This is a genomic window from Burkholderia sp. AU45274 (assembly GCF_030482505.1).
GTDB lineage: Bacteria > Pseudomonadota > Gammaproteobacteria > Burkholderiales > Burkholderiaceae > Burkholderia.
The window spans coordinates 831,051-844,051 of record NZ_JAUJQE010000001.1; the positions used below are offsets into that span (position 1 = coordinate 831,051).

Below are 13,001 nucleotides of genomic sequence, written 5' to 3' on the forward strand. Positions count from 1 at the left end.
GCGATGCCCGCGCCGGCCGGCGCTGCGCCGTCGGCGTCGCGAGCGCCGATGCGCCGGGCCGTGTGTTTTTCGGCGTGTTATATGTCAGGCGCGCGCCGGCGGCAGTGCCCGCTGCCGGTTGCCCGCCGCATTCCGGATCCCTTCATGTCCCATCCCGCTTCTCCGTCGCGGCCGCTGGCGTTTCGCGTGAACGGCACGCCGCACACCTTCGTCGAGGCCGCGCCCGACGCGCCGCTGCTGCTGGTCCTGCGCAACGACTGCGCGCTCAACGGCCCGAAGTACGGCTGCGGGCTCGGGCAGTGCGGCGCATGCACGGTGCTGGTCGACGGGCAGGCCACGCGTTCGTGCGTCGTGCCGGCCGCCGCCGCGCACGGGCGCGACGTCACGACGCTGGAAGGGCTCGGGTCGCACGACGCGCCGCATCCGATCCAGCGCGCGTTCATCGACGAGCAGGCCGCGCAGTGCGGCTATTGCCTGAACGGGATGATCATGAGCACGAAGGCGCTGCTCGACCGCCATCCCGCGCCGGACGATGCGGCGATCCGCGATGCGTTGCGCTTCAATCTTTGCCGCTGCGGCACGCACCTGGAAATCATCCGGGCCGTGCATCGCGCGGCACGCTACCTGCGAGGCGGCGATGAAGCCTGACGCGGGCTTGCCCGTCGCACCGGAGCGCGTGACGGGCCCCGAGCCGCGCGATGAAGTGGGCGCCGATACCTCGCGCGCACACCACGCGCGCTACACCTGGCCGATCGGCGATACACACGCAGACGCGCAGGTATCGCTCGACGTCGAAACGCGGACCGCGGCCGACGGGCGGATGACGACCTGGCGCTATCGCGCGCAGGCGGCCCCGGACGATCGTCACGCGCCGCATGGTGCGCAGACCGAACGCGCGGATACCGGCCCGACCGAGCCGTTCGTCTACCGGCACGCGCAGACGTCGATCGAACTCGCCGATGCCGGTCACGCGATTCCCGGGCACGCCCACGTGTTCGCGCGCGAATCCTTCATCGACGAACTCGCGGGCGCGTTGCGGCGCGACCCGGTCGCGTTGCGCCTGCAGCATCTCGATGCGGCGCGGGACGCCGGGCCGCGCGAGATCATCCGGATGGTCAGCGAGCGTGCGGCATGGGGCGCACCGGCCGCGGTCGCCCCGGATGCCCATGCGCGCCTGAGCGGGCGCGGCTTCGCTTTCGATGGCGCCGCAGCGCCTTCCGGCAACCCACCGGCGGCCGTCGACGCGACGGGCGACGGCGATGTGCGCTGGTCCGCATGGGTCGTGGATCTCGAGGTCGACCGCGCGACGGGCGACGTCGCGGTGCGGCGCGTCGTGGCCGGGCAGGGTGCCGGCGCACCGGGCGACGCGTCGATGGCCGGCTTGCCCGCATGGCAGATCGAGGCGGCGATTTCGCGCGTGATGGGCGCGCGCCTGTCCGCGCGGCCCGCGCACGACGAAACCGGCATGGGTGCGCAGCCGGATGCGATCGCTCATGAACTGATTGCGTTCGGCGACACGGACACGGCCGATCGCGCGCACGGCGAGCTGTCCGTGTACGACGCGCGCCGGATCGAGCAGGCGGCGGCGCCCGCGGCGGCGGCGATCGCGAACGCACTGTACGACGCGACGGGCGTGCGGTTTCGCGCACCGCCGTTCGACGCCGAGCGCATTCGCGCGGCGCTTGCGCGACCGGTGCCGGCCGATTCCGCGGAAGCGGGGCGCCGCGACCCGCGTCGCGCATCGCGCTGGCGCCGCTGGCTGGCCGGCGGCGGCGTGGGCGGGGTGGTCGGCGGGCTGATCGGCCTGGCCTGCGCGATCCTGCCGGGCCCCACGTCGATCGCACCCGTTGCGCCCGGCGGCGCGGACGGCGCGATGTGGAGCGCGGCGACGCTCGAGCGCGGCCGCCTGGTCGCGCTCGCCGGCGATTGCGCGGTGTGCCACACGGCGCCCGGCGGCGCGACCAACGCGGGCGGCCTTGCACTCGATACGCCGTTCGGCACGATCTACACGACGAACCTCACGCCCGATCCGGACACCGGCATCGGCACGTGGTCGTATCCGGCGTTCGCGCGCGCGATGCGCGAAGGCATTTCGCGCGACGGTACGCACCTGTACCCGGCGTTCCCGTACACGGCGTTCGCGAAGCTGAGCGAGCCCGACCTGCTCGCGCTCTATGCGTTCCTGATGTCGCAGCCGCCGGTGAAGCACGTGCCGCCGACGACGAAGCTGCCGTTTCCGCTCGACCAGCGGCGCCTCGTCGCCGGCTGGAACTGGCTGTTTCACGATGCGCGGCCGTTCGCGCCGGACCCGGCACGCTCCGCGACGTGGAATCGCGGCAAGTATCTGGTCGATGGCGCCGGGCACTGCGGCGCGTGTCATACGCCGCGCAACGCGCTGGGTGCGGAGAAGGGCGGTGTTGCGTACCTGTCGGGCGGCGAGGCCGAGGGTTGGGTCGCGCCGTCGCTCGTCGCGTCGCCGGCTTCGCCGGTGCCGTGGACCGAAGGTGCGCTGTTCGACTACCTGCGTACGGGCTTCTCCGCGCAGCATGGCGTCGCGGCCGGGCCGATGGCGCCCGTCGTCGCGGGGCTCGCGGCGCTGCCGGAGGCCGACGTCCAGGCGATCGCGCACTATCTCGCGTCGCTGTCGCCGCCCGTCGACGCAGCGGCCGCCGCCGACGCGGCCGCCCGGCAGGCGCGCGGCGCGGAAGCCGTCGCGACGCTCGGCCTCGAGAACGGTCGCCGGGCGTTCGACGCCGCGTGTGCGGTGTGTCATGCGGAATCGGGCGGCGTCGGGCATTTCGGCGTACGCCCGCTGATGGGGCTCAACACGAGCGTCAGCCAGGCCGCGCCGGACAACCTGCTGCGCGTGCTGCATCACGGGATCGACCAGCCGGCCACCGGCGAACTCGGCTACATGCCGGGCTTCGGCGATGCATTCGACGACCGGCAGATGGCCGAGCTGGCCGCGTATATCCGCGCGCGCTACGCGCCGGGGCAGCCGGCGTGGCGGAACCTGGCGGAGGCGTCGGCACGAATCCGGCAGGAAGTTGCACACTGATCGGCCGCCAGGCAACGGGCAACGGGGCTGCGGCAGGCGGGCAACCGGGCAAAACTACCCGCTGACGCGATCTGGCCCGGAACGGGTGCGGAAATATTGCCCCATTTTCATCATCGTTTAACCATTCGAAACAATGTGTTCACTGAAAGGGGCATGATCTCCGGCGATCGAGCAGGCATACTGTCGCCTATGTTGCTCAATGCGCGTCGAACGGCGCGCGCCTGCCCCCCATGTCCATTCCAGTATCCTTTCGAACCTTGCGATGGTTGACCGTCGCGGCTGCCGTATGCTTGCTCGCCGCGTGTTCGACCGCTTCCGACGTGACCGCGACGTCGAACCCGAACGTCTATACCGTGACGACGCGCACGGTCGGCGTGTCGACGACGTGGGCCGATGCCCATACGAAGGCCGTCGACGAAGCCACCAACTATTGCACGCAGCGCGGCATGCGCGCGAGCATGAAGCAGGAATCGCTGACCAGCGGCAGCCGTGTCGGCGCGCGCTCCGAACTCGCGTTCGAGTGCCATCCGACCTTCGAGACGGCGTCGAACCCGCGCGGTTGAGCGACCGGCGGCGTTGACGCCGCGTCCGTGCCGCACGTTTTCCTTCCCCCGCATGCAAAACGACCCGCGATGCCGTTCAGGCACATCGCGGGTCGACGCACGTCCGGTGCGGGCGGCGGCGGTTACGCCGGCTGCGCCTCGTACAGCTTCACGCACGCGGAGAAGTCGAGCGTGCCGAGCCCCTGCTGGCTCATCGACTGATAGAGCTGCTGCGCGAGCGCGCCCATCCACACCGGCTGGTGGGCGCTGCGCGCCGCTTCGGTCGCGAGCCCGAGATCCTTCAGCATCAGGTTCGCCGCGAACCCGCCCGCGTAGCCGCGCGCGGCCGGCGCGGTGTCGCTCACGCCCGGATACGGGTTGTACGCGTCCGAGCTCCAGCAGCGGCCGGTCGACGTATTGATGATGCCGGCCAGCACGGCCGGATCGATCCCGAGCGCCGCGCCGAGCGCCATCGCTTCCGACACGCCCATCATCGAGATCCCGAGCAGCAGGTTGTTGCAGATCTTCGCGATCTGCCCGGTGCCCGTGCCGCCGCACTGCACGACGTTCCTGCCCATGTCGAGCAGCACGGGGCGGATGCGCTCGAACAGCGCGGCGTCCGCGCCGACCATGAAGGTCAGCGTGCCGGCCAGCGCGCCGCCCGTGCCGCCCGACACGGGCGCGTCGGCGAGCGGGAAGCCGCGCTGCGCGGCGGCCTCGGCCACCGCGCGCACGGTGCCCGGATCGATCGTGCTGCAGTCGATCAGCGCAGCGTCGGCGCGTGCGCCGGCCAGCACGCCGTCGTCGCCGAGGTAGACCGCACGCACGTGCTGCGCGGCCGGCAGCATCGTGATCACGATGGCGCCGCGCGCGGCCGCTTCGCGCGGCGAGCCGGCGGCCGTCGCGCCGGCGCGCACCGCGACGTCGACCGCGTGCGCGTCGAGGTCGAACACCGTCAGCGCGTGGCCGGCTTTCAGCAGGTTGGCGGCCATCGGGCCGCCCATGTTGCCGAGTCCGATGAATGCAATTTCCATGTGCAGGCTCCCGGGGTCAGCGCAGCGCGATCGTCGTGTTCACGCCGCCGGCCGTCGCGTCGTCGTCGAACCAGCGCGCGGTGACCGTCTTCGTCTGCGTATAGAACTGCACGACCTGCTTGCCGTACGGGCCGAGATCGCCGAGCTTCGAGCCGCGCGAGCCCGTGAAGCTGAAGTAGGGCACCGGCACCGGGATCGGGATGTTGATGCCGACCTGGCCGATGTCGATCTCGCTCTGGAACTTGCGTGCGGCCGCGCCGCTCTGCGTGAACAGGCCCACGCCGTTGCCCATCGGGTTGCGGTTGACGAGCGCGATCGCTTCATCGAGCGTGTCGGCTTCGAGCACGACCACCACCGGCCCGAAGATTTCTTCCGTGTAGATCGACATGTCGGTCGTTACGCCCGAGAAGATCGTCGGGCCGACGAAGTTGCCCTGCTCGTAGCCGGGCACCTTCACGTTGCGGCCGTCGAGTTCAAGTTTCGCGCCGGCCTTCACGCCTTCGTCGATCAGCGACAGGATGCGTTCCTTCGCGGCCTTCGACACGACCGGGCCGACGTCCGTGCCGGCTTCCGCGCCCGCATTGACCTTCAGCGCCTTCGCCTTTTCGACGAGCTCCGGCAGCCAGTCGCGTGCCTTGCCGACCAGCACGACGACCGACGTCGCCATGCAGCGCTGGCCGGCCGCGCCGAAGCCCGCGCCGACGAGCGCGTTGATCGACTGCTCGCGGTGCGCATCGGGCAGCACGACCGCGTGGTTCTTCGCGCCCATCATCGACTGCACGCGCTTGCCGTGCTGGCTGCCGAGGTTGTACACGTGCGTGCCGACCCGCGTCGAGCCGACGAACGAGATCGCCTTGATGTCCGGATGCGTGCAGAGGCGGTCGACCACCGTCTTGCCGCCGTGCACGACGTTCAGCACACCTTGCGGCACGCCGGCCTCGATCGCGAGTTCGACGAGCTGCATCGTCGACAGCGGGTCCTGCTCCGACGGCTTCAGCACGAACGTGTTGCCGCACACGATCGCCATCGGGAACATCCACAGCGGGATCATGCCGGGGAAGTTGAACGGCGTGATGCCCGCGCACACGCCGATCGGCTGGCGCAGCGTGTAGGTGTCGACGCCGCCCGCGACGTTCTCCGCGAATTCGCCCTGCTGCAGCGTGCCGATCGAGCACGCGTGCTCGACCACTTCGAGGCCGCGGAAGATGTCGCCCTGCGCGTCGGGCAGCGTCTTGCCTTGCTCGGCCGTCAGCGTGTGCGCGATCCGTTCGAGATTGCGGCGCACGAGATCCTGGAACTTCAGCATGATGCGCAGCCGCGCGCCGATCGGCGTCGTCTTCCAGGTCTGGAACGCGCGCTGCGCGGACGCGATCGCGGCATCGACCTCGTCGAGCGTCGCAAACGGCACGCGGCCGATCACGTCCTGCGTCGCCGGGTTGACGATGTCGCCCCATTCGGCGCTTTGCGATTCGACGAATGCGCCGTCGATCAGCAGCTTGGCGGTGGGCAGGGCGAGGGTGGTCTGGGGAACTGCGGCGTTCATGGATGTCTCCGTAAAGCGGTGTGACGATGAAAAGGGTGTCTGCTTGCGCCGCGCGTGGAGGCGCGGCGGGCAGCAGGCTGAACTGAAATCGATCGAATGCCGGCCGGCGTGCTCACGCGCGTGCCGGTCGCATCAACGCGGTACACATGAGCGCGAACACGCCGAAGCCGACGAGGTACGCGATCACGTAATGCGGCTGGCCGCCGCCGGCCTTGAGCAGCGACGTCGCGATCATCGGCGCGAAGCCGCCGCCGATCACGCCGGCGAGCTGCACCGACAGCGAGATGCCGCTGTAGCGGATTTCCGCGGGGAACTGCTGCGCGAACAGCAGCGATTCCGGCGCATAGAGGATCGGGAACACGACGCCGAGGCCGAGCACGATCGCCCACCACGCGTACGACACCTGCTGCGTGCCGAGCATCATGAAGAACGGCGCGGCGAATGCGCACATCAGCACGAGGCCGATCGCGAACATCCGGCGCTGGCCGATGCGGTCGCTCAGGTGGCCGCACAGCGGCATCGTGACGAGCGACAGCGCCGCGCCGGCCGTGATCGCGTGCAGCATCTCGGCCTTCGGCAGGTGCAGCTGCTGCGTCGCGTAAGCGAGCGCGAACGTGACGACCATGTAGAACCAGGTGTTCTCGGCGGCGCGCGCGCCGACGATCGTCAGCACCTCGCGCGGATGGCGGCGCAGCGCGGCCGTCACCGGCGACTTCTCGGCCTTGCCCTGGCGCTGCATCTTCTCGAAGTCGGGCGATTCGGGCACCTTCGCGCGGATGAACCAGCCGAGGCCGACGAGCGCGATGCTCGCGAGGAACGGCACGCGCCAGCCCCACGACAGCATGTCGGCTTCCGGCAGCGCGGCCACCGCGGCCATCGCGACCGACGACAGGATCAGGCCGAGCCCGACGCCCGTCTGCGGCAGGCTGCCGAACAGCCCCTTGCGGCCCTTCGGCGCGTGCTCGACGGCCATCAGCACCGCGCCGCCCCATTCGCCGCCGACGGCCATCCCCTGCAGGAAGCGCATCGCGATCAGCAGCGCGGCGGCCCAGTAGCCGATGCGGTCGTACGACGGGATCAGCCCGATGATCATGCTCGGCACGCCCATCAGCAGCAGCGTGATCATCAGCATCGACTTGCGGCCGATGCGGTCGCCGAAGTGGCCGAACACGATGCCGCCCATCGGCCGGCCGATGAAGCCGACCGCGAACGTGCCGAACGCGGCGAGCGTGCCGACGACCGGGTCCAGCGACGGGAAGAAGATGCGGTTGAAGACGAGGGCGGCGGCCGTGCCGTAGAGGAAGAAGTCGTACCACTCGATCGTGGTGCCGGCCATGCTGGCCCAGCCGGCCAGCAGGTAGTGCTTCGCGGTGCGCGCGGGCGCCGGCGCCGCGACTGTCGCATGCTCATCGAGGGTGGATCGGGTCTGCATGGTGTCTCCGTGGTGGTGCCGCGGCTCGTGGTCCGCAGGTCACGGTCGAGTATAGTTATGCGCAGATTCATCATGTACCGATAAAGAAACCGGTTGGATGTGCATTTATGCATATCGACGGCCGGCCCGGAGACTCCAGCCCCTTTTCCCCCGCTAATGCGACACGCCACCGAGCCGGTTTCCGGCAACCTGAACTGGGACGACCTGCGCTTTTTCCTCGAAGTCGCGCGCACGCAGCGCGCGAGCGGCGCCGCGAAGCGGCTGGGCGTCGACTACACGACCGTCGCGCGGCGCATCCGCGCGCTCGAGGCCGCGATGGGCACGCTGCTGTTCGACAAGTCGCGCTCCGGCGGCTTCACGCTGACGGCCGAAGGGCAGCGGCTCGTCGCGTATGCGGACGCGATGGAGACGACCGTGCAGTCCGCGTGCGACCAGGTCGCGAACACGGGCGAGGCGCTGTCGGGCCATGTGCGGATCGGGTCGACGGAAGGGTTCGGCTGCTTTTTTCTCGCGCCGCAGCTCGCGCAGTTTCGCGCCGAGCATCCGCACGTGACGGTCGACCTGCTGCCGGTGCCGCATTTCGTCAACCTGCCCAAGCGCGAGGCCGACCTCGCGATCACGCTCGAGCGGCCCGAGCGCGGGCCTTACGTGGTCACCAAGCTGTGCGACTACCAGCTGCGGCTCTATGCGACGCGCGACTATCTCGCGAACCATGATCCGATCACCTGCACGGACGATCTCGCGCGGCACGCGTTCATCAGCTACGTCGACGATCTCGCGTTCAGCAACGAGCTGCTGTACCTGGACCGCGCGGTGCCGGGCGCGACGGCCGGGCTGCGCACGACGAGCGTGATCGCGCAGTATTTCGCGGCGCTGCAGGGCGGCGGGCTCGCGATCCTGCCGTGTTTCATGGCGGCCACGCAGCCGGCGCTGGTGCCGGTGCTGCCGGACGACGTGGTCGTCACGCGGTGCTTCTGGCTGACCTGCCGCGAGGATCTGCGCAAGCTGCGGCGCGTGACCGCGCTGTGGGATTACCTGCGCGCGGCGGCGGACGCGAATCGCGCGCTGCTGTCGGGGGAGTCGGGGAAGCTGAGGTTCGTCGGCGAGCCGGAATAGCGGCGCGGGCGGGCGTGGCGGTCGCGGTGGCCGTGGCACCAGCGACGATGCAATCGATCCGTATCAAGAAACGGCTGACCAAGATCCGCCGGTTATCGGGGAAGTTCAGATGGCTTTGACGCATGCCGGCAAGGTTTTCGTGGTGTGTGTGGCCGGGTGCGGCGTGGCTGCGTAATGGCTTGCGTCGCGCATGGTGCGGCGCCAGAACGGCGGCACGCGCGGATCGGGCGGCGCGGTTGTGCCATCATGGCCGCACCGACAGCCGCCAGGAGACGGTCGTGGAAATTCATTCGCAGTGGACGTTCGATTGCCGGCCCGAGCATGTCTGGCCGCATTTTCTCCATGCCCGGATGGACGACACGCGGCCGTTGCTGTTCCGCCTCGGCGTGCCGAAGCCGGTCAGTTGCCGCGTGCTCGAGGGCGTGCCGGCCGTCGGCAACACGCGGCAGTGCACGACCGATCGCGGCACCATCGACCAGCGGATTCTCGTGCTCGACGAGCCTCGCCGGCTGCGTTACCGGATGGTGGCGTCGACGGTGTGGTGCCGCGACTGGGTCGGCCTGCTCGAGGACGAATTCACGCTGACGCCGATCGAGGGCGGCAGGACCCGCGTCGAGCGGCGCACCGTGTTCAGCGCACGCGGCCTTTTCAAGCCGGTTCGGCAGATCGGGTTGTGGTTCGCGTTGCAGCAGGCGCACCGGTATGCGGCCCGCAACTGGCGGCGCCTCGCGATGGCGGCGCAGGGGCAGGCGGCCGAGATGGCGCCGGCGCGCTAGGCCCTGGGAGCCGGCGCTCGACGAGTTGCCAGCCACCCCGCGATCGCGCACCGGCACCCGGTTTTCAACCCGGGCACTCGAGCCGGTCCGCGAGTTCGATCAGATCCCTGACGTCGAAGTCCCACGCATCATCGGCTTTCAGGTCGGTCGTCTGGCCCGGGCCGTGTTCGGTCGGCCGCAGCACGAACGCGGTCGACAGCCCCTGCCGGCGCGCGGCCGCGAGATCGCCGTTGTGCGCGGCGACCAGGCACAGCTCGGGCGGCTCGACGCCGAGAATCTCGACGGTGTCGCTGTAGACCTGCGGCGACGGCTTGTACGCGCGAACGACCTCCGCACCGAGAATCGCATCCCACGGCAGCCCCGCGCGTTTCGCGACGTCGACCATCAACCGGATGTTGCCGTTCGACAGCGGCGCGATGATGAAGCGTCGCTTCAGCCGTTGCAGCGCCGCGACGGCGTCGGGCCACGGGTCGAGGCTGTGCCACGCGAGGTTGAGCGCGTCGATGTCGGCGTCGGGCACGTCGTCGATCCCGTAGCGGTCGAGCGTGCGGACCAGGTTCTCGCGGTGCAGGACGTCGAGCCGCACGTAGCGGCGGCGTCCGCTGCGGATTTCTTCCATCGACGGCGAATATTCGGCCCGCCATGCATCGGCGAATTCGAGCGGGTCGAGCGCGGGGGCATAGCGGTCGAGGAACGCGGCGGCGCCGCGTGCGACGCCGCTTCTCCAGTCGACGATCGTTCCGAAGACATCGAAAACGAGCGCCTTGATTTCGGCAGGGTTCGTCATGGTGATCCAGTGAGGGTCGATCGATGAGGTGGCGAATCGCCGTGCCGCCCGACTGCGCGACGCCGGTTCGATCGTCATTGAATCACGGATACGGAAAGGCGGTTTGGCCGGGCCGTGCGGGCAGCCAGGCGACGCGGAACGGATGAGGCCGGCAGCGCGCGGATGCGCGCCGCCGGCCTGAAACGTCCGCGGCCGCGCAGCCCGGTCAGCTCTTGTCGTACGAGAACTGGATGCCTGCCGTGCCGCCGGTTTCGATGAACAGGTCGATGAAGGCCGGCACGGTGGCGCTGCGCGCCCAGTCGCGCTGCAACTCGCAGAACAGCTGCGCGACGCTGATCATCCGGCCGCCGGCCTGCTCGATGCGGCGCAGCGCCGCGTCGTGCGCGGCAACCGACGTGCCGCCCACCGCGTCGACGACCACATACACCTCGTAGCCGGCCTTCAGCGCGTCGAGCGCCGGGAACGTCAGGCACGCTTCGGTCCACAGCGCGGTCATGATCAGCTTCTTGCGGCCGGTCGCCTCGACGGCCTGGCGGAACTCGACGTCTTCCCACGAATTGATGCTCGTGCGGTCGTAGGTCGGATGGCCTTCCAGCGCCGCGCGCAGTTGCGGGATCGGCGGCTTGTTCAGGCCGGTCTTCACGTTGACGGTCGAGTGGACGATCGGCAGGCCGTACGCGACGGCCGCCTTCGACGCGCCGACGATGTTGTTGATCAGCAGCTGGCGATCCATCGACGCGATGGAGTTCACCTGGACCGGCTGGTAATCGATGACGATGAACGCCGCATTCTGCGGGGTGAGCAGGTGGTCGTTCGCGGGGTCGCGAATCGGTTCGCTTGCCATGGTTGCCTCCAGAGACAGTGCAGGAAGTGAAGGGGAGTGCCGACGGGCCGGGGCGGCAGAGGGACCGGACGGAAACCGTCCGGGCCACTGCGACGACCGCGATACACGTCGAATCAAGATGCTATTCGTGCAACAAACGGCGTTCCAGTCCCTTAAAATGCCGTCAGTGTTCTATGAGTGGAACAATCATGGATGACCTGAACGACCTCTACTACTTCGTGAAGGTGGTCGAACACGGCGGGTTCACGCAGGCGGGGCGCGCGCTGGACGTGCCGAAATCGACGCTGAGCCGGCGCATCGCGGCGCTGGAGGCGCAATACGACGTGCGGCTGCTGCAGCGCACGACGCGCCGGTTCACGGTGACGGAAACCGGGCGCGAATTCTACGAGCGGTGCCTCGCCGTGCTGGTCGAAGCCGAGGCGGCGCGCGAGGTGATCGAGCGCCGGCACGCGGAGCCGCGAGGCATCGTCCGCGTGAGCTGCCCGACCGCGCTGCTCGAATACCGGGTGAGCGAACTGATCGCACGCTTCATGGCGATTCATCCGCAGGTGCAGGTCCATCTCGAGGCGACGAATCGGCGCGTCGACCTGTTGAGCGAAGGCATCGACCTTGCGTTGCGCGTGCGCTTTCCGCCGCTGGAGGACAGCGATCTCGTGATGCGCATCCTCGGCGACAGCCCGCAGCGGCTGGTGGCTGCGCCGCACTGGCTGGGCGGGCGCGCCGCGCCGTTGGATCCCGCCGAACTCGCTGGCGTGCCGAGCCTCGACTGGGGGCCGGCGCGGCATCACGTGTGGCAACTGGTCGGGCCGAACGGCGAGCAGGTGCCATTGCGCCATCACCCGCGCTTCATTACCGACGATCTGCATGCGCTGCGCGATGCGGCGATTCACGGCGTCGGCATCGTGCAACTGCCGTGCATGGTCGTCGAGGACGACCTGCGCAACGGCACGCTGGTCGACGTGCTGCCCGGATGGGCGCCGAAGGGCGGCGTGATCCACGCGGTGTTTCCGTCGCGGCGCGGGTTGCTGCCGCGCGTGCGTCTGTTGATCGACTTCCTGGCCGAACACATCCGCAGGGATTGACGTGCGGCTGCCGCGTTCGGCGTGTTGCCGCCGGGCGCGCCGAGGCGGCCGGTGCATCCCGTCGCGCTTTTATCGCATCGAGGCCGTCGCCCCGGTTGGGGCGTGCGATCGAACCGCCCGGCATCGACGCGCGCGAATCGCCCGTCGTGCGTCCTCGGCTCGCGAGATTCCCGTGTGGCGATTCCCGAATCCGGCGCGCAACCTTGCCCGGCCGCCCCGGCTCGGGTTACTCCCGACGCAATTTTCCGACAACCCGCAATAAGCAGATATCGCTGCACCGGACCGCTCTCTACCATTCGTCGAACGGCTGAGCGCCGCGACGATACGGCGCGGCACGCCTGCCGACGAAACGGAGCGTCGCCATGGAGGAGAGGAATCCGCGACCGCGGCATCGACTCGTCGCGTTGATCGCGACCGTGTCGGCGCTGGTGTTCGCCTACGGTGTGGCACGACATCTGTCGCACGCGTCGACACGCCCCCCGGATCAACAGTTTTTTTCCGTCGACGTCGATCGGGACAGGGCGCCGTGGGCGCGATCGGTGATCGCGATTCGCGAAGGCGTGCCGGCGCATATCCGCGTGCGTTCGCGCGAGGCGGGCGTGCTGATGGCGCATGAAATCCCGGGTGCGCTTGCGGCCTGCACATCCGGAACCGATCAGTCGATGGACATTCTCCCGGTCGGGATCACCGGGCGCTTTTCGCTGCACTTTCACAGCCGGACCGGCGAACAGATCGAAGTGGCCGTCATCGAGATCTATCCGGATAACTAACGATAAAGACGGAACGG

At 69.4% G+C, this 13,001-nt stretch carries 12 protein-coding genes; 7 read left to right on the forward strand and 5 right to left on the reverse strand.

Annotation, left to right across the window (positions count from 1 at the left end):
• Positions 1–144: 144 nt before the first annotated feature.
• The 3 genes from QZM35_RS03815 (at position 145) to QZM35_RS03825 (ending at position 3,621) form a co-directional block, all read left to right on the forward strand.
• On the forward strand, positions 145–648 hold the full coding sequence (locus tag QZM35_RS03815) for a (2Fe-2S)-binding protein (protein ID WP_175239450.1): 504 nt from the start codon (positions 145–147) through the stop codon (positions 646–648).
• Positions 638–3,058 carry a c-type cytochrome gene (locus tag QZM35_RS03820; RefSeq protein WP_301775416.1) on the forward strand — a complete coding sequence of 807 codons (2,421 nt, stop codon included), beginning with the start codon at positions 638–640 and terminating at the stop codon, positions 3,056–3,058. Before QZM35_RS03815 ends, QZM35_RS03820 begins: the two co-directional genes overlap by 11 nt.
• Positions 3,059–3,288: 230 nt before the next feature.
• The gene (locus tag QZM35_RS03825; protein WP_089427857.1) at positions 3,289–3,621 is read left to right on the forward strand and encodes a hypothetical protein; all 333 of its coding nucleotides are present in this window, start codon (positions 3,289–3,291) and stop codon (positions 3,619–3,621) included.
• Positions 3,622–3,743: 122 nt separating this feature from the next.
• On the opposite strand, the gene mmsB is transcribed toward QZM35_RS03825, so the two are convergent.
• The 3 genes from mmsB to QZM35_RS03840 form a co-directional block, all read right to left on the reverse strand.
• Entirely contained in the window at positions 3,744–4,634 is an 891-nt protein-coding gene (gene mmsB, locus QZM35_RS03830; protein WP_089432448.1) for a 3-hydroxyisobutyrate dehydrogenase, read from the reverse strand.
• Between the two features lie 16 nt (positions 4,635–4,650).
• Entirely contained in the window at positions 4,651–6,177 is a 1,527-nt protein-coding gene (locus QZM35_RS03835) for a CoA-acylating methylmalonate-semialdehyde dehydrogenase (RefSeq protein WP_301775417.1), read from the reverse strand.
• 112 nt (positions 6,178–6,289) lie between these two features.
• Complete coding sequence (locus QZM35_RS03840; RefSeq protein WP_089474560.1) at positions 6,290–7,609, reverse strand: MFS transporter; 1,320 nt, start codon at positions 7,607–7,609, stop codon at positions 6,290–6,292.
• A gap of 156 nt (positions 7,610–7,765) precedes the next feature.
• Between QZM35_RS03840 and QZM35_RS03845 the strand changes: the two genes are divergently transcribed.
• Positions 7,766–8,725: a LysR family transcriptional regulator gene (locus QZM35_RS03845; protein WP_301775418.1), complete on the forward strand. Its 960-nt coding sequence runs from the start codon at positions 7,766–7,768 to the stop codon at positions 8,723–8,725.
• A 278-nt stretch (positions 8,726–9,003) separates the two neighbouring features.
• Positions 9,004–9,501 carry an SRPBCC family protein gene (locus tag QZM35_RS03850; protein WP_089427851.1) on the forward strand — a complete coding sequence of 166 codons (498 nt, stop codon included), beginning with the start codon at positions 9,004–9,006 and terminating at the stop codon, positions 9,499–9,501.
• Between the two features lie 64 nt (positions 9,502–9,565).
• Here the strand turns inward: QZM35_RS03850 and QZM35_RS03855 are convergent, their stop codons facing one another.
• Together QZM35_RS03855 and QZM35_RS03860 are read right to left on the reverse strand one after the other, a co-directional pair.
• Positions 9,566–10,288 (reverse strand): haloacid dehalogenase type II, encoded by a 723-nt coding sequence (locus tag QZM35_RS03855; RefSeq protein WP_301775419.1) that lies wholly within the window; start codon positions 10,286–10,288, stop codon positions 9,566–9,568.
• Between the two features lie 205 nt (positions 10,289–10,493).
• Entirely contained in the window at positions 10,494–11,132 is a 639-nt protein-coding gene (locus QZM35_RS03860; protein WP_089427850.1) for a hydrolase, read from the reverse strand.
• A 188-nt stretch (positions 11,133–11,320) separates the two neighbouring features.
• On the opposite strand from QZM35_RS03860, the gene QZM35_RS03865 reads away from it, so the two are divergent.
• Complete coding sequence (locus tag QZM35_RS03865; RefSeq protein WP_089427849.1) at positions 11,321–12,214, forward strand: LysR substrate-binding domain-containing protein; 894 nt, start codon at positions 11,321–11,323, stop codon at positions 12,212–12,214.
• Between the two features lie 404 nt (positions 12,215–12,618).
• Positions 12,619–12,984 (forward strand): hypothetical protein, encoded by a 366-nt coding sequence (locus tag QZM35_RS03870; RefSeq protein ID WP_301775420.1) that lies wholly within the window; start codon positions 12,619–12,621, stop codon positions 12,982–12,984.
• Positions 12,985–13,001 lie beyond the last annotated feature (17 nt).